This window comes from Candidatus Pelagibacter sp. HIMB1321 (genome assembly GCF_900177485.1).
GTDB lineage: Bacteria > Pseudomonadota > Alphaproteobacteria > Pelagibacterales > Pelagibacteraceae > Pelagibacter.
Window position 1 is genome coordinate 808,025 of the sequence record NZ_LT840186.1, and the last position, 18,286, is coordinate 826,310.

Annotated in this window: 16 protein-coding genes; 2 read left to right on the forward strand and 14 right to left on the reverse strand. The window is 30.1% G+C overall.

Annotation, left to right across the window (positions count from 1 at the left end; translation table 11 throughout):
• Positions 1-49: 49 nt before the first annotated feature.
• The 8 genes from B9N70_RS04430 to B9N70_RS04465 all read right to left on the reverse strand — a co-directional run bounded on the left by B9N70_RS04430 (position 50) and on the right by B9N70_RS04465 (position 9,098).
• Positions 50-850, reverse strand: coding sequence for a carbohydrate ABC transporter permease (locus B9N70_RS04430; RefSeq protein ID WP_085114599.1), 801 nt, complete (start codon positions 848-850; stop codon positions 50-52).
• Positions 847-1,713 (reverse strand): carbohydrate ABC transporter permease, encoded by an 867-nt coding sequence (locus tag B9N70_RS04435; protein WP_085114600.1) that lies wholly within the window; start codon positions 1,711-1,713, stop codon positions 847-849. Before B9N70_RS04435 ends, B9N70_RS04430 begins: the two co-directional genes overlap by 4 nt.
• Complete coding sequence (locus B9N70_RS04440; RefSeq protein WP_085114601.1) at positions 1,713-2,777, reverse strand: ABC transporter ATP-binding protein; 1,065 nt, start codon at positions 2,775-2,777, stop codon at positions 1,713-1,715. Before B9N70_RS04440 ends, B9N70_RS04435 begins: the two co-directional genes overlap by 1 nt.
• Positions 2,770-3,834: an ABC transporter ATP-binding protein gene (locus B9N70_RS04445; RefSeq protein ID WP_085114602.1), complete on the reverse strand. Its 1,065-nt coding sequence runs from the start codon at positions 3,832-3,834 to the stop codon at positions 2,770-2,772. Before B9N70_RS04445 ends, B9N70_RS04440 begins: the two co-directional genes overlap by 8 nt.
• Before the next feature lie 70 nt (positions 3,835-3,904).
• A complete protein-coding gene (locus B9N70_RS04450; RefSeq protein ID WP_085114603.1) occupies positions 3,905-5,623 on the reverse strand; it encodes an ABC transporter substrate-binding protein in 1,719 nt (572 codons plus the stop codon).
• Between the two features lie 109 nt (positions 5,624-5,732).
• Positions 5,733-7,217, reverse strand: coding sequence for a glycerol kinase GlpK (gene glpK / locus B9N70_RS04455; RefSeq protein WP_085114604.1), 1,485 nt, complete (start codon positions 7,215-7,217; stop codon positions 5,733-5,735).
• 109 nt (positions 7,218-7,326) lie between these two features.
• Entirely contained in the window at positions 7,327-8,649 is a 1,323-nt protein-coding gene (locus B9N70_RS04460) for an NAD(P)/FAD-dependent oxidoreductase (protein ID WP_085114605.1), read from the reverse strand.
• An 86-nt stretch (positions 8,650-8,735) separates the two neighbouring features.
• The gene (locus tag B9N70_RS04465; protein WP_085114606.1) at positions 8,736-9,098 is read right to left on the reverse strand and encodes a hypothetical protein; all 363 of its coding nucleotides are present in this window, start codon (positions 9,096-9,098) and stop codon (positions 8,736-8,738) included.
• Positions 9,099-9,223: 125 nt separating this feature from the next.
• Here B9N70_RS04465 and B9N70_RS04470 point away from each other — a divergent pair, with 125 nt between their 5' ends.
• Both B9N70_RS04470 and B9N70_RS04475 read left to right on the forward strand, forming a co-directional pair.
• Positions 9,224-10,378, forward strand: a complete 1,155-nt coding sequence (locus B9N70_RS04470) for a diaminopropionate ammonia-lyase (RefSeq protein WP_085114607.1) — start codon at positions 9,224-9,226, stop codon at positions 10,376-10,378.
• Entirely contained in the window at positions 10,368-11,792 is a 1,425-nt protein-coding gene (locus B9N70_RS04475; protein ID WP_085114608.1) for a cryptochrome/photolyase family protein, read from the forward strand. Before B9N70_RS04470 ends, B9N70_RS04475 begins: the two co-directional genes overlap by 11 nt.
• 1 nt (position 11,793) lies before the next feature.
• On the opposite strand, the gene B9N70_RS04480 is transcribed toward B9N70_RS04475, so the two are convergent.
• From B9N70_RS04480 to acnA, 6 genes are read right to left on the reverse strand one after another with little or no spacing between them, the layout of a single operon-like run.
• Positions 11,794-12,213 carry a secondary thiamine-phosphate synthase enzyme YjbQ gene (locus B9N70_RS04480; RefSeq protein ID WP_085114609.1) on the reverse strand — a complete coding sequence of 140 codons (420 nt, stop codon included), beginning with the start codon at positions 12,211-12,213 and terminating at the stop codon, positions 11,794-11,796.
• Entirely contained in the window at positions 12,210-13,259 is a 1,050-nt protein-coding gene (gene zapE / locus B9N70_RS04485) for a cell division protein ZapE (protein ID WP_085114610.1), read from the reverse strand. Before zapE ends, B9N70_RS04480 begins: the two co-directional genes overlap by 4 nt.
• Positions 13,256-13,681: a hypothetical protein gene (locus B9N70_RS04490; protein ID WP_085114611.1), complete on the reverse strand. Its 426-nt coding sequence runs from the start codon at positions 13,679-13,681 to the stop codon at positions 13,256-13,258. Before B9N70_RS04490 ends, zapE begins: the two co-directional genes overlap by 4 nt.
• A 2-nt stretch (positions 13,682-13,683) precedes the next feature.
• A complete protein-coding gene (locus tag B9N70_RS04495) occupies positions 13,684-14,976 on the reverse strand; it encodes an outer membrane protein assembly factor BamB family protein (RefSeq protein ID WP_085114612.1) in 1,293 nt (430 codons plus the stop codon).
• A complete protein-coding gene (locus B9N70_RS04500; RefSeq protein WP_085114613.1) occupies positions 14,969-15,613 on the reverse strand; it encodes a tetratricopeptide repeat protein in 645 nt (214 codons plus the stop codon). Before B9N70_RS04500 ends, B9N70_RS04495 begins: the two co-directional genes overlap by 8 nt.
• Before the next feature lie 2 nt (positions 15,614-15,615).
• Entirely contained in the window at positions 15,616-18,285 is a 2,670-nt protein-coding gene (gene acnA / locus B9N70_RS04505) for an aconitate hydratase AcnA (RefSeq protein WP_085114614.1), read from the reverse strand.
• Position 18,286 lies beyond the last annotated feature (1 nt).

The window sequence follows — 18,286 nt, forward strand, 5'->3', positions numbered from 1 at the left end:
TTAGGTTGACCAACTGTAGACCAACTAGATGCATATAGATTTGTAAAAATCATACTCTCCCCATTGCAAATCCCTTAGCAATATAATTTCTTACAAAGTAAATTACTACAGCGCCTGGAATTATAGTTAAGCTTCCAGCTGCTGCAAGTAAACCAAGTTCATAGCCTGAAGTACTCGAGGTTCTAGTCATTATAGCAGCAATAGGTTTGGCCATTGTAGCCGTAAGAGTTTTAGCTAACAATAATTCAACCCAAGAAAACATAAAACAAAAAAACATCGTAATACCTATTCCGGCAGCTATTGTAGGTATAAAAATTTTAAAGAAAAATTTAGGAAAAGAATAACCATCAACATATGCAGTTTCATCTAATTCTTTAGGAACTGCAGACATAAATCCTTCTAATATCCAAACCGCAAGAGGAATATTAAAAAGACAATGAGATAACGCTATAGCTATATGAGTATCAAATAAATTTACCGATGAATAAAATTGAAAGAATGGTAAAGCAAATACAGCTGGTGGAGCCATTCTATTTGTTAAAAGCCAAAAAAATAAATGTTTATCGCCTAAGAACTTATATCTTGAAAAAGCATAAGCAGCTGGGAGTGCTGCAGATACAGAAATTAACGTATTAAACACCGTATACATTATGGAATTAACATAGCCCATATACCAAGTGCTATCTGTAAATATTGTTTTATAATTTTCTAAAGTAAAATCTTGAGGCCACAATGAATAAACATTTATAATTTCAGTCGTTGATTTAAATGACATATTTAACAACCAATAAATAGGTAACATCAAAAAGATTATGTAAAATGTAGGTACTACCCATTTAATTTTTTTCATCTCGTGCCCTCATCTTTCATCATTATGCTATAAAAAACCCAGCATATTAAAAGCACAATTAAGAAATAGATTAATGACATAGCAGCTGCAGGTCCGAGATCAAATTGGCCCAAAGCCATTTTTACTAAATCCAATGACAAGAAATTTGTAGCATTACCTGGGCCCCCTCCTGTTAAAACAAAAGGTTCAGTATAGATCATAAAGCTATCCATAAATCTTAAAAGTATCGCTAAAGTTAATACTTTTTTCATTTTAGGTAGTTCGATGTATCTAAAAATATCCCATCTACTAGCACCGTCTATCTCTGCTGCCTGATAATAGGCAGGTTGAATTGAGTTTAAACCTGCATAAGATAAAAGAACAACTAAAGAGGTCCAATGCCAAACATCCATAAGAATGGTTGTAAACCAAGCATCCCCACTCTGCTGAGTAAAATTATAATCGAAACCAATTGAATTTAAAGAATTTCCAAGAAAACCTATATCCGGAAGAGCAAATATATTCCACATAGCTCCAACAACGTTCCAAGGTATCAATAACGGCATTGACATTAAGATTAAACAAACAGGCACCCCCCAGCCTTTTTTTGGCATAGTCAAAGCAATTGCCACACCTAGAGGCAACTGAATTAAAAGAATTATAAAAGTAAATATAAATTGTCTTCCTAGTGAATCATGAAATCTTTCAGAATTTAAAACTTGTTTAAACCACCTTGTTCCTTCCCATGCAAATACATTGCTTCCAAAAGTTTCTTGAAAAGAATAATTAACAACTGTCATTAAAGGAACGACTGCATTAAATGCAACAAGTACAAATACAGGGATAACAAAGAACCAGGCTTTTTGATTAAATGTTTTATTCATTATTCAATTATCCAATTATCTCCATATGCATAAGTATATTTTTGATCAAATGTTATATGTGCGCTGTCGCTTGGTATTTCATCTGAAGCATTAGCTAAAATCTTAATACTTCCACTATCACATTCAGTATCAATTACTTTATGTCTGCCTGTATCACTAACTCTTTTAATTTTTACTTTTATGCCATCATTAGAAAATTTTATAAATTCAGGTCTTATACCTACTTCTGTTTTACTAAAATTTGTTTTTTCAATGCTGATATTATTAGATAACAATTTGCCCTCAAAATTAATTTGACCATTTTTAATTTCACAAGGAAGTATATTCATGCCAGGTGAGCCAATAAAATGTCCAACAAAAGTATGTTTTGGTTTTTCAAATAGTTCCACTGGGGTGCCTGTTTGAACAATTTGCCCCTCATGCATTACCACAACTTGATCTGCAAAAGTTAATGCTTCAATTTGATCGTGAGTAACGTAGATCATAGTCCGATTAATTTTTTGGTGTAACTCTTTTAATTTTGATCTTAATACCCATTTCAAATGAGGATCAATAACAGTTAAAGGCTCATCAAACATAATTACATTTACGTCTGATCTTACTAATCCTCTTCCTAAAGAAATTTTTTGTTTTCCATCTGCAGTTAATCCAGCAGCTTTATTGTTTAGAGTTGATGTAAGCTCTAACATCTCTGCAATTTCTTTTACTTTTGAATCAATTTCTGTTTTAGAAAGACCTCTATTTTTAAGTGGAAAAGCTAAATTGTCATACACAGTCATAGTATCGTATATTACTGGAAACTGAAAAATTTGAGCAATATCTCTATCAACTGGATTTAAAGATGTTACATCTTTATTATCAAATAAAATTTCACCTTTAGTTGGTTTTAACAAACCTGAAATAATATTTAATAAAGTTGTCTTTCCACAACCAGAAGGACCTAATAAGGCATAAGCGCCACCATCTTTCCAATCAATATTAACCCCTTTTAATGCCCAGTCTGAATCATTATTGGGTTGTTTTAAATAGCTATGACTTAAATCTTTTAAAGTAATTTTAGCCATTGGTTACCAATCTATTATTAGAGTCAAAATATAAAAATTCATTCACATTCATAAATAACTTTGTATTCTCACCAATATTTTTTTGCTGTATACCGTTTGATAAAGAAACCCAATTAAGTTTACCGGTGGTGAAATGAATTAAACTTTCAGAACCACTTATTTCTGAAATCAAAACTTTTCCATCAATTTCAACTGAATTATTTCCCTCTTTATTTGTTGTAATATTATGAGGTCTGATACCTATTTTATAATCCCCATCTTTGATCTTTATATTTGATTTCCATTGAACGTTATTGTCTTTTAACTTGAACATTTCTCCACTTTTGCTCACTTCTGCAACATTTATGGGGGGGTCGCTAAATACTTTAGCTGAAGTTAAATTTTCAGGTTTCTTGTAAACATCTAAAGTTTTTCCATATTGAATAACATTTCCTTCTAATAAAGTTGCTGTGTTTCCGCCTATCATTAATGCATCTAAAGGTTCTGTTGTTGCATATATAACAACACAATCTCGATCTTCAAAAAGTTTAGGTAATTCCTCTCTTAATTCTTCACGAAGTTTAAAATCTAAATTAGCTAATGGTTCATCAAGCAATATTAAATCTGAGTCTTTTACTAATGCTCTCGCTAAAGCGGTCCTTTGTTGCTGTCCTCCAGATAATTCATCAGGTTTTTTATTTAGCATAGCTGATAATTTTAAAAGTTCAGCCACTTTCCCTACTCTTTGTTTAATTTCATAAGGTTTCACTCCAATAATTTTTAATGGAGAAGCTATATTTTCAAAAACTGTAAAATTAGGATAATTAATAAATTGTTGGTAAACCATAGAGCAATTCCTTTTTTGAACTTCTTTGTCAGTAACATTTTCATCATTAAACCAAATTTCACCTGATGTAGGCTTGTCAAGACCAGCCATAATTTGCATAAGAGTTGTTTTACCCGATAGTGTAGAACCCAACAGAACATTAATGGTGTTTTTTTCTAATTTTAGATTAGTTGAATATATATGAGTTTCTATTCCTACTTTTTTTTCAACATTCTTTAATTCTAGGCTCATATATTTTTGTAATTTGTTTTAAAAAAAAGGGGCAATAAATGCCCCTTTTTAAATTTAGATTAACCCAAGATTATTTCCAAGCGTCTTTATATGCTATGGTTTTACCTTGAGGTTTCTCATTAACTTTAGCTTTTGGCGAACCAGGCTGATTTAACCAATAAGAAGCTTCTCTTGGTTTGTTAAGTCTTGGCCCACATCCACCGTATGCGTTACTAGCTTTATCAGCTGCTTCCATACGAGACATAACTAAGTCCATCTCATCTGCAAGACGATCCATAGTTTCTTGTGGTGTAAATGTACCAGAGTTAACTTCTCCAATGTGCTGCCACCATAATTGTGCTAGCTTCGGATAGTCTGGAACATTGATGCCTGTTGGAGACCATACATTTCTGTTGTCTGATCTATAGAACTCAACAAGTCCACCTAGTTCAGGCGCTCTTTTAGTGAAGTGATCATGGTTAACCGTACTTTTTCTTACGAAAGTTAAACCAACATCTGCTTTTTTAAGAGATACAGTTTTTGAAACTGCAAATTGAGCGTATAACCATGCAGCTTTTCTTCTCTCAACATCAGTAGACTTAAATAAAGTCCATGATCCAACGTCTTGATATCCAAGCTTCATACCTTCTTCCCAGTAAGGTCCTTTAGGTGATGGCCCCATTCTCCATAATGGCATACCGTTTTCATCAACTACTTTATTATTAGGATCTTTTCCTACTAAAGATGCTGTGAAAGCTGTGTACCAGAAAATTTGCTGAGCAACATTTCCAGAAGAAAGAGATGGTAAAGACTGGTAAAAGTCCATAGCTGCTGCACCTGGAGGCGCATAAGCTCTTAACCACTCATCCCATTTTCTAATTGCGTATACTGCAGCAGGGCCATTAGTAGCTCCACCTCTAGATACGTTAGCACCAACTGGGTTACAAGAACCTGGCTCCATTCTAATTCCCCACTCATCTACAGGCACTCCGTTAGGTAGACCTTTACTTCCTGCACCAGCCATTGATAACCATGCATCAGTCATTCTCCAACCTAAGTCAGGAGCTCTTTTACCGTAGTCCATATGACCATAAATATTAACACCATCTATCGTCTTAACATCTTCTGAAAAGAACTTAGCGATGTCTTCATAAGCAGACCAGTTTACTGGTACACCTAATTCATAACCATATTTTGCTTTAAATTGTTTTTTTATTTCAGGTCTATCAAACCAATCTTTTCTGAACCAATAAAGGTTAGCAAATTGTTGGTCTGGTAGTTGATAAAGGTTTCCATCAGGACCTGTAGTAAATTGAAGTCCTATGAAGTCATCTAAATCCAAATATGGATTAGTAACAGCTTTACCTTCACCTTTCATCCATTCCGTTAAATTTACAGCTTGTTGCATACGAGCGTGGGTACCAATTAAGTCTGAGTCATTAACATATGCATCGTAAATACTTACGTTAGTTTGCATTTGTGTTTGAACGGCCATTACTACATCACCTTCTCCGATGATTTGGTGTTGTACTTTGATGCCTGTTATTTCTTCAAACGCTTTTGTAAGAGTCTTAGACTCATACACGTGAGTTGGTATCCCCTCAGATACTACTTTTAAAGTCATTCCTTTGAATGGCTTTGCAGCATCTTGAAACCACTTTAGCTCTTTCTCTCTTTCTTTAGCAGATAAAGCTGAAAGACTAAACTCACCATCAGACCATTTCTTGATTGCATTTGCAGATGCACCAGAAATAGTTACGATTGAAAGTGTAACAGCAACAGCAAGAACAGTTTTTAATGTTTTAATCATTATTTCTCCCGTTAAGTTATTTTTATTTAGAAAATTAAAGTAAACTAAATCAAAGTATTAAAGTCAAAAAAAAACTCGCACTTATTAATTTCAATTTCAAATTGAATATCTATGATAATGTTTTTCTAATTGCTTTATCCCAACCATTAATAAGTTTTTTTCTTTCATTTGATTTCATTTTAGGAATAAAACTTCTATCGACCTGCCAATTATTAGATATATCTTCAAGAGATTTATAAACTCCAATTTGTAGTCCTGCCATAAATGCCGCACCTAAAGCAGTAGTCTCATCCACTTTTGGTCTCAATACTTTAATGTCAACAACATCAGATAAAAATTGTGAAAACCAATTATTTTTTACCATCCCACCATCTACTTTTATTATCTTTGGTTTCAATCCATCATTTTTCATAGCTTCAAATAAATCATGTGTTTGATAAGCAACCGACTCTACAGTAGCTCTTACAATTTCTTTTGGTCCAGTATCTCTTGTTAGACCAGAAAGTATTCCTCGCGCATTTACTGCCCAATAAGGTGCTCCCAATCCTGTGAAAGCTGGGACTAAATAAATCCCATTATTTGATTTCAGTGATTTAATAATTTTTTCTGTATCTGATGCTTTTTTGATAAATTTTATTTTATCTCTTAACCATTGCACTCCTGCACCAGCTATAAAAATAGATCCTTCTAATGCATAAGTAGTCTGTCCTTTAATTCTATAACCAATTGTAGTTAACAATCTATTCTTAGAGTAAACTTTTTTTCTTCCTGTGTTTAAAAGAACAAAAGCACCTGTCCCATATGTACTCTTTAGTGAACCAGTTTCAAAACAACATTGCCCAATACTTGCCGATTGTTGATCGCCTACTATTCCTGTAATTGGATAAGATACACCAGTAAGACTGGGATCTGTATGACCAAAATCAGCTGAACAATCTTTAACTATGGGTAATATTTCTCTTGGTATTTTTAAAATTTTCAATATTTGATCATCCCACTCATTTGTAGAAATATTGAATAACATTGTTCTACTTGCATTTGTAGCATCAGTAGCGTGATCTGCACCGTTAGTTAATCTCCATAAGAGAAAGCTATCCACTGTTCCAAATAATAATCTTTTCTTTTTTATTAACTCTCTAGCTTTTGGAACATTATCAATTATCCATTTAATTTTTGTTGCTGAAAAATAAGCATCAATTAACAACCCGGTTTTATTATAAATAATAGTTTCTTTTTTTTGTTTTATTAATTTTTTGCAGTATTCTGAGGATCTTCTATCTTGCCAAACAATAGCATTATAAACTGCTTTGCCAGTATGTTTGTCCCAAAGGATAGTTGTTTCTCTTTGATTGGTAATTCCAATCGTCAAAACTTTTCCATTAAGTTTTTTACTTTTTGCAATAACATCTTTAAGAACTTTTTTAGTTGAAGACCAAATCTCCTCTGGATCATGCTCTACCCAACCATCTTTTGGAAAATATTGTTTAAACTCCATTTGAGATACAAATTTTGGTCTACCCTTAAGGTCAAAAAGAATTGCTCTACTTGATGTAGTGCCTTGGTCAATTGAAATAATAAACTTGTGTTTTGGCATCAAGTAATTCTAACTAAAATATTTACAAATTGAAAATAAATTTAACTAATTTATTAATATTCAATTTGGTCGATCTAAGAAAAGGTTTTTAGTTATAAATATATAAAATTTAACTCCATGGAAATGGACTATTTGATGTTGGGTGAAGATTTCCTTTTTTGTAGCGATCAAATCTAAATGGCTTTAATAAATTACTTTCTTTACCAATTATCTCATTTGCAACCAGGTGACCCACCCCGATCATCTTATACCCATGATTTGCATCAGCAATTAAATATACATTATCAAAAAATCTATCAAAAATTGGAAAGCTGTCTGGTGTCATACATCCCAATCCTCCTGAAGGACCTTTTCTATATAAAGAGGAGTTGCCTTCAAATCTTTTTTGACAATGTGATAAAGCTGAAGTCCACATATCTGAAAATGCATCTGTTGTTTGATATTCATCAGACTCTAAACCATATGGATCCACGTTAACTTCATCAAAATGTTTATCTACTATGTGTGGTGATGTTCCACCTTGAACACCTAAACCTTCAATGTCAGGTTTATAATAAATGCCCCATAATTTATCAGTCAAAAGTTTTTTATTCTTGTCTGAATAAAGTGGTGCATCTGTATCAACATGAATTACAGGAGGTTGTTTATTTTCATTAGTTCTTAAATAATCTGATTTAACTCCCAAAACTCCTTCTTGTAAAAACCAATATTTCCACATTTCAGTTTGATGTAATTTTTCATCTTTACCTTTAATTTCTATTTTTTTAGGTAATTCTAACATGTTCCAAAAATCTCTAACCCATGGTCCTGCACCAATTACTACTTGCTCACATTCAATTATTCCCTCATTTGTAATTACACTTCTAACTGTACCGTTATTTTCTTTATTAAAACCATTTACAGCAATTCCTTTAAGAATAGTCACTCCCCCAGCGCTTGCCTTTTTTTCTAAGGCCTTAATTGAATCTTTATTAAAAGCATAACCACCCTTTTTTTCATGAAGAACTGAAGTAATTCTTTTTGCTTGCCAATCATCGAAAATATTTTTCATATATTTCATGCAATCTTTTTCACCTTCAATAAAAACTGACTCATAACCAATAGATTTCTGTTGCTCAAAAATGCTGGCAACATCTTCATGCATAATTTCAGATGAAATTTGCATGTATCCAACAGCATTATATTTAAAAGATTTTGGATCACTTTCCCAAACTTCAACTGAATGAGCCATTAACTCTCTCATTGCTGGCTGGAAATAATTATTTCTTACAACACCACAAGCAATTCCACTGGCACCAGCAGCTGTATCTTTTTTTTCTAAAAGAATTATATCACCAGCATTTTTATAAGTTTCAGATAATTTCCAAGCAGTACTTAATCCGTGAATACCACCACCGATAATGACAACTTTTGCTTTTTTGGGTAAAGACATTTTAAAAGTAATTATTAATACCTAATTTCATAAAAATATAATTATTAATATTAATATTATTTATATATAAAAACTAGATACGTTGTTTAATATTCAATATTTCTAAGAGTATCTAAATAATTCTCAAATTCTTTTAAAAACGATTCTGAAGGCACAATATTTTTAATTCTTTGATCGGGTGAGTTTTTTATCAGTTTAAAAAAACCTTTCTCACAGGCTTCATTAATCATAATTGCAGACTTTGGTCGAGAAGTTTTAAACAGCCTAGTTTTTAAACCTTCTACTGATAATTTTTCATTCAACTTATATGATGACATAACAACTAACATCATATGGTAGTGAGATGGTGATTTTCTAAAAAAATAATTGCTTGAAGTTGAAGAATGCTTCATTTGCTCTTCCCAGAACTGAAGTAATGTTTTTTTATTTTTTATTTCTTTTTCAATCATTACAAACCAATAGTTGAGTTTAAATTTATATTAACATACTGATTAATTTTATAAGTAAAAAGTATCATTTTTGTTTATAGAATGTATAAATAATTCCATATAAATTATAGTTCGTTTTTCAATTAATGCATAAGATTTTAGAAAATAAAATTTATTCAATTTCAAACATTGTTTACAATGAAAAACATCTTTTAGATAAAGACAATATTTTTCAAAATTTAGAGGAGAAACTCATCACAGAAGCAGTCACAACAATTGAAAATTGGGAAACATATAAACCAACACCTTTAATTGAATTAGATAAACTTAGCTCATATCTAAATATAAATAAGATTTATTATAAAGATGAAGGATTTAGATTTGATTTAAAATCATTCAAAGCTTTAGGTGGCGCATTTGCAGTTAATAAAATTGTCAAAGAAACTAAAGCAAAAACTGTATCTACGGCTACAGCTGGAAACCATGGAAGATCTGTTGCGTGGGGTGCTCAAAGATTAGGTATTAAATGCAAGATATTTATCAGTGAGTTTGTAAGTGAAGACAGAGCAGAGGCAATGAGGAATTTAGGAGCTGATGTAATTAGGGTTAAAGGCAATTATGATGCTTCTTTGAAAGAGTGCATAAATCAATCCAAAAAAAATCAATGGGAAATTGTTCAGGATGTTTCTTGGGAAGGATACAAAACTGTACCAAGATATATCATGGCTGGTTATACAATAATGATTAAAGAAATTTTTGATAAGATCAAAAATGAAAAAATTTCACATGTATTTTTACAAGCTGGTGTAGGTGGAATGGCTGCTGCAGCAATTGCAGGTTTTGCAAAATATTCAAATAATTTGCCATGCTTTATTACAGTTGAGCCAAAAGATGCTGAATGTGTATTACAAAGTATTAAAAATAAAAAGCCCACTTCAATAAATATACAAAAAGAGTCTATTATGGGTGGTATGTCATGTGGTGATGTATCTAGTTTAGCTTGGGAAATACTCAAACATTCAACAAATTATTCAATATCAATTTCAGATGAAGCTATCGCAACAACTGTTGCACTTTTAAAACAAAAAGAATTTTCAAATGATGAAATTATTGCTGGAGAATGTGGAGTGCCTGGAGTTATTTCTTTAATATCGGCGATTAAAGACAAAAATATTTGTGAAAAACTTAAGCTTAATTTTCAATCAAATGTTCTACTAATAGGTTGTGAGGGTCTGACTGACTTTAAAATGTACAATAAACTTTTAAAGGAAGGACAAGAAATTATAAAAAATGAACAATAAAGCTATTGTTTGGATTAGAGAAGATTTTAGGATTAATAACAATCCTGCTTTAGCTTATGCAAGCCATCAGCATAATTTGGTTTCAGCATTATTTATATTTAATCCAAAAGTATTTATTAAAAAAAGAGAAGCTCAACAATGGTGGCTATCAAAATCTTTGGAAAATTTTAAAGTTGAATTATCAAAATTTAATATAAACCTCGAAATTCAAATTGGTGAAGAGATGGATATATTATCAAAAATTAACTCAAAAGATAATCTAACAATTTATTGGAATAAAATTTATGAACCAGATGTTATAAGTTTAGGAAAAAAAATCAGAGATAATATTTTTTTAAAAAAAAATATAAAATTCAAATATTTCAAAGGGAATATATTAAATGAATTTCAAAATGTGACTAAAAAAGATGAAACGCCTTTTAAAGTATTTACTCCTTTTTGGAGAGTCGCAGAGCAAATTTATATCAATGCAATACCTTCTAAATTATCAAAAGTTTTAAAAAGAGAAAAAAGTTTTGAATACTTTAAAAATAATAGATTGCCTGAAGAAATTTTACCAAAAAAAAAATGGTATAAAAAGTTTGAAAATTATTGGGATGTATCTGAAAAAAGATCTCAGAGCCTTTTAAATGATCTAATCAAAAATAAAATCAATAGGTATGGTGTAAATAGAGATATTCCCTCAGTTGAAGGAACATCAAAACTTTCACCATATATTAAACATGGACAAATACATGTTGAAAAAATTTATAAAGAATGTTCTTTAGTAAAACCTAAAAACATCAATATACAAAAATATATTAACGAACTTGGTTGGAGAGAGTTTTCACACAGTTTAATCAATTATTTTCCTGAAATGTTAAAAGGTAATTTAAGAAAAGAATTTGATAAATTTCCATGGGTCAAAAATGAAAAACATTTGAAAGCCTGGAAAGATGGAATGACTGGTTATCCTATTGTAGACGCTGGTATGCGTGAACTATATGAAACTGGTTGGATGCACAACAGAATTAGAATGGTTGTAGGATCCTTTTTGGTAAAACATTTAAGAATAAGTTGGGTTGAAGGTGAAAAACATTTTAGAAACTGTTTATTAGATTTTAATGAAGCTAATAATGTAGCTCAATGGCAATGGGTTGCTGGCTGTGGTGCTGATGCAGCGCCTTATTTTAGAATATTCAATCCTATCCTTCAGGGTGAAAAATTTGATAAAGAGGGAATATATGTAAAAAAATGGATACCAGAACTTAATAAAGTCCCAGCAAAATTTATTCATAAACCATGGGAGATGGAGATAAAATATCAAGAAGCTATAAAAACTATAATTGGTAAAAATTATCCAAAACCAATTGTAATTCATGAAAAGGCAAGAGCATCTGCATTAGAAGCTTTCCAATCCCTAAAAAATAAATAAATCAATTACCAATAAAATGATGAATTATTATTCTTTTATGAGGTTGAATTCTGTGTTCAAATAAAAATATTCCCTGCCAAGTACCCAGCAGTAATTCTGTATTTTTTATGCTTAAAGAAATTTGATTGTTTGTGAGAGCTGATTTTATATGAGCAGGCATATCATCTTTGCCTTCTGCTGTATGACTATACAACGAGTTATTCATCGGTACTAATTTATCAAAATATGAGATCATATCTCTTTGAACATCAGGGTCAGCATTTTCCTGGATAACTAATGAAGCACTGGTATGCTGAATACTTAGATTGATAATTCCATTTTGAAAGTTGTTTTTGTTAATCCAGTTTAATGTATTGTTAGTAAACTCATAAAATCTTTGTCCTTCGGTTTTTATTTCTAGATTGTAAAATTCTTGTTTCATGTAGTCTGAATTTTTATTGATGTAAGTTCATGTAGCCTGCTGATTGTTCTTTTAAATATTTTTGCAAGACTCCCTGATGAATTTAAATCATTTAATGAATTTGCTGATGAGATTAAAATTGGAATTTTTTTTTCATAAATTATATCGATTAAAGTAATAAATCTTTGCTGTTGATTAGAGTTATCTTCATTAAAATCTGGCAATCCTTCAATCAAAATGAAATTGCAACAATTCGATATCTGAAGATAGTCCTCTGCACCTAAATTTCTATCACATAATTCATTAAATCTAAATTTAGCAATACCTTCATAAAAATTTTCAATTAATAATTCTCTGCCTTTTATATTTAAATTTTTAGGATTATTCTTTTTATTTTTAGTTAACTCCCTAAAAAATTTATTTAATTTAAAATTTGTTGTTTCATTTATTGGAGATAAAAATCTATTTAGAATATCTTTTTTATTAATTCTATAATCTTCATTAATTGATAATTCCTTTTCAATCGAATTTTCCTTTAAAATTTTAAGAAATGGTAAAAATTGATCTCTTTGTAAACCATCTTTATAAAGATCATTAATCTTTATATTTGATGAAAATAAAACACATATTTTTTTTTCAAATATTTTTTCAAATAATCTTCCTAGTATCATTGCATCCACAATATTCGTGACTTGAAATTCATCAAAAAATAGTATTTTTGCCTTATCTTTTAAGTCTTTAACAAATATACCAATAGCCTTATCTTTTTTGTCATTCTCAAACATAAAATCATGAAAGCTAATCATGAATTCATTAAAGTGGACTTTTAATTTTTTTATTTCTAGTTGTTTAAAAAAGAAGTCTAAAATCATTGTTTTGCCAACACCAACATCACCATGTAAGTAAAAACCCAATTTTGAGCTTTTTTTAAAAAAACTATTTAAGAATGAACGATCAAAATTTATATTCTGAAAATTTTTGAGTGTATTAATAATTTCTATTTGATTTGGGTTAATTTCTAGTTTTTTATTACTACAAAATTCAATAAACTTTTTATCTAATTTCATTTATCCATAAAATTAATTCCATACTCAGAACGTGGTCCTTTTCTCAACCCAAAAGGTCCTGGTATAAATATAGTCATTGGTTTTGTACCTTTTTTTAAATCTACTCTGTGATAAGCATTTGCAGATCTAAAACCAATATAGCCGGGCTTTCTCCAAAATTTTCCATGCTTTGTGGTTTCCCAATAACCACCTCTTAATATTATAGTGATATAAGGGCATAAATGGTTGTGAACACCTTCGCCATGATCATCTGCTAACATCTCGTGAATTAAAATATTAAATGGAAACCATTTTGGTCTATTTCTAAAAATTAGATAATATCTATTCATCCATGGTTTTGCTAAATCAAATCTAGGATGGGAAGGGCCTCTATCTAAGACAACCTTTTTTCTACCTATTTTTTCTAAGAATTTTAAAATCATACTTAATCATATTTAACGATGCTACCATTTTTAATTAAATATAAACTTTGATCTTGAATATAAGGTTGTAAAATTTCATCTCTTCCAATTTTAATTTCATTTATTACTGAACCAGACAACAAATCGACTACAATCAAAGTTCCATTATTGTTAGTTAAATATAATTTTCCATCGCCAACAATAAAACCAACTGGTTTTAATGATTTTCTTTTTTTTTCTTTAAAAGATTTATATAAATTGTTTATTCTAATTATATTTCCTTTATTTTTTTGTATCACAAATAAATATCCCTCTTCTGAAACTGTAAATATAAAATCATCTAAAATAATTGGAGTTAATGTTGAATTCACTTCATTTTTCCAATTAATAGATCCTGTAGTTAAATCCACAGAATGAAATTCATTCTTATTGTTTGAAAAAAAAATTGAACTTCCATCAGTTACTAATTTTGAACTTTGAAAATCATAATTCTGTGCAATAGAACTTCTGCTTTGTGTTGGAAGTTGCCAAGTAATTGAACCAGATATCGCATCCAAAGCAGTAATATCTCCAATAGAATTATTAAAAACAATTAAATTATTTATTAAAATCAATGAGTATTTGTTGTTTGGGATTGTAAATGCATTTTCTGTTGGAAGTGTCCAACAGCTTTTTCCATCTAAAATATTAAAACATTTAATATTGTTATTATAATCAATTGCAAAAAATTTATCGCTAAATATTCTAATTTCTGAATTAAAAGGGTACTCATTTTGTTTAGTCCAAATCAGATCTCCAGTATTAAAATCAACTAAATAAAAATTAGCTATATTATCTATCACGACTAATTTATCATTATGTATTGCAAAACTTAATTTTGGATAAAGTTTTTTTTCACTTTTTGAATAAAAATTTTTCTTCCAAATTATCTTGGCATTTTTATCATATTTTATTATGGAACCTTTTTTATCAAAAAAAATTAAAGAATTTTCACTAATTAAGGGTTTTACATCTAAGATATTAAAATCTTCAAATTTCGAAAATTTAAAGTTTCTAACTTTATTGAGTTGGCCTTTATATTTTTGAGAGCTATAAAAATTAAAGTCTTCGTTTTTTTTAATAAATTCATCTTTAAGATTTATTTTTAATGATGAATTAAATTCTTTTTGAACTTTAATTTTTTCATCTAAAATTTTAACTTGGTTTTGATTTAATGATGTGTCTTCTTCTTTTTTATTCCAAATTCTTGAGTTTTCATTTAAAGAACAATTTGATATTAAAAAAAATAATAAAATTAATATTTGAATTCTATTCACTTAAATCTCTATTTAATCTTTTTTGAGCTTCAGTTTTAAGATACTGATTAGCGTTATCTATTAGGATTATTTGATTAAAGAATTCTTTTGATTTTTGTTTTTCATCTTTAGAATAAAAATATTCTGCTATAAGGTAAAGTGCTTGAGCTTTCCAAATACTCTCGGAGTTGGTAATTGGTTTTAATATTTCTAAAAGCTCATTTTCTTCACTAGAGTCAGCATTATAAAGTGCTTTTTTATAGATAATTAAATTTTTGATTTCCTTGTCTAAAGAAACTTCTTCAATAATATTGTCAAACAAGTCATTAATTTCTGACTTACCAGTAATTAGTTTATTATCGATTATAAAGTAAAGAGATAAAGGAGAGTAAGTAGAATCATTCTTATAAACTAAATCAACTAGTGAATTTTTAGTTATCTCCTTATTCTCCTCTGAATACTTAGTTACAGCAGAATTGTACTGATCAGAAATTTCTAATTTTTTATTTTCTTTATATTCTTCATTGGCAAAGTACCCAAATAAAATTGCTATGATGATTACAACAAATGTTAGAAGTGTTTTTTTATTATTAACAAAAAAGTTTCTGATTTTTTCATTTCTTGTATTGCTATTAATAATTGCTGTTTCTTCATCCATAATTAAATCATATTCCGAAGAACATACTGAAGAATTCCACCATTTTTATAATACTCAAGCTCATTTTTGGTATCTATTCTACAAAGAGTATTAACAATTTTTATTTCACCTGAAATATATTTTATTTCAAGTTTTACAATGTCTGATGGATTAATACCTTTTTCAATATCCACAACACTAATCAATTCTGAACCTTTTAGTTCAAGATTAGATCTATTTAAATTATCTTTAAATTGTAATGGCAATATTCCCATCCCAATTAAATTAGATCTATGAATTCTCTCAAAACTTTCTGCTATGACAGCTTTAACACCTAATAATTTTGTCCCTTTTGCTGCCCAGTCTCGTGATGATCCAGTTCCATATTCTTTTCCACCTATTACAACGAGATCGGTACCTCTTTTTTTATACTCAACAACCGCGTCATAAACTGGCATAACTTTTTCCTCTGGATATAATTTTGTAAAACCACCCTCAGTTCCAGGCGCCATTTCATTTCTAATTCTAATGTTTGCAAAAGTTCCCCTCATCATAACTTCATGGTTACCTCTTCTTGAGCCATAAGAATTATAATCTTTTGGTAAAATCTGATGTTTCATAAAATATTCTCCAGTTGGGCTTTCTTTTTGTATGTTACCAGCTGGTGAAATATGATCTGTTGTAACCATATCTCCTAAAATTAATAAAGGTCTTGCATCTTTGATAGGCTTGAATCCTTCTGGTTGATCTGACAAGTTTTCGAAGAACGGGGGTTTCTTTACATAAGTTGAATTTTCATCCCAATTATAAATACTGCTTTTTTCTGTTTTAATCTCTTGCCACTGTTTAGGTCCTTGTGAAACATTAGAGTATCTCTTTATAAACATGTCAGCATTTAATGAAGTTTTTAATGTTTCTTCAATTTCTTGATTGGATGGCCAAATATCTTTTAAGTAAACATCTTTCCCATTTTTGTCTTTCCCAAATGAGTCTTTATATAAATTAAAAGACATATGTCCTGTTAATGAATAAGCAACTACCAATGGTGGTGACGCTAGATAATTAGCTTTAATATGTGGAGATATTCTTCCCTCGAAATTTCTATTCCCTGATAAAACAGAAACTCCATATAAATTCTCTTTTTGAATTGCTTTGACTATATTATCTGCTAATGGTCCTGAGTTTCCTATGCAAGTCGTACATCCATATCCAACAAGGTTAAAACCTAATTTATCTAAATAAGTGTTCAAACCTGCTTTTTCTAAATAATCTGTTACTACTTGAGAGCCAGGTGCTAGTGATGTTTTTACCCATGGCTTTGTTTCAAGACCAAGTTCAACTGCTTTTTTAGCCAATAAACCAGCTCCAATTAAAACATTTGGATTTGAAGTATTTGTACAAGAAGTAATTGCAGCAATTAAAATACTACCATCTTTTATTTCATAATCTGTATTAGAAACTTTTGATGATTTGAATTCATCTCTTGCGGCAACTTCTTTAAAACTTTTATCAAAACTTTGAGATGCCTCTGATAATAAAACTTTATCTTGAGGTCTTTTTGGTCCTGAAATAGTTGGAACAATAGTAGACATATCTAAAGTTAAAGAATCAGTAAACTCAATATCAGAGGTTGCCCATAGGCCTTGAGCTTTTGCATATTCTTCAACAATTTTTACTGTTTCATCATCTCTTCCTGAAAATTTAAGATACTTTAATGTTTCTTCATCAATTGGAAAAAAGCCACATGTTGCACCATACTCTGGCGCCATATTCGCAATTGTTGCTCTATCTGCTAAAGTAAGATTTTTTAAACCTTCGCCAAAAAATTCTACAAATTTACCGACTACACCTTTATCTCTTAACATCTTAACGACTGTTAAAACAAGATCTGTCGCAGTTGTACCCTCGGGCATTTTATTTTTGACTTCAAAACCAATAACTTCTGGTATCAACATTGAGATAGGTTGCCCCAGCATGCCTGCTTCAGCCTCAATACCACCAACACCCCATCCAAGTACTGATAATCCATTAACCATTGTGGTATGACTATCTGTTCCAACTAATGTGTCTGGAAAAATATATTGTTCGTCTTTTACTTTTTCAGACCAAACAACTTTAGACAAATATTCTAAATTTACCTGATGACAAATACCTGTTCCAGGTGGAACAATTCTAAAATTATCAAATGCGTTTTGACCCCATTTTAGAAATGAATATCTTTCACCATTTCTTTTGAATTCTATTTCAACATTTTTATCAAAGCTATCTGCTTTAGCAGATTGATCTACTTGTACTGAGTGATCAATAACTAAATCAACTGCTGACAAAGGATTGATAGTATTTGGATCTTTTGATTTTTCTTTTACAGCTTCTCTCATTGCAGCTAAGTCTGCAACAGCTGGAATTCCAGTATAATCCTGAAGCAAAACTCTTGCGGGTCTATAGGCAATTTCTATATTTGACTTTTTCGTTTTTAGCCAATCTTTGATAGCTGTGATTTGAGATTTATTAACTGTTAAGTCATCTTCGTATCTTAATAAATTTTCTAACAGAACTTTTAATGATTTTGGAAGTTTTGACACTCCTTCAAGGCCATTTTTTTCAGCTTCAGGTATTGAATAATACGTATACTCTTTATTGTTAATACTAATTGCACTTTTAGAGTTAAAAGAGTTTTTGGTTCCTGGTTTCATG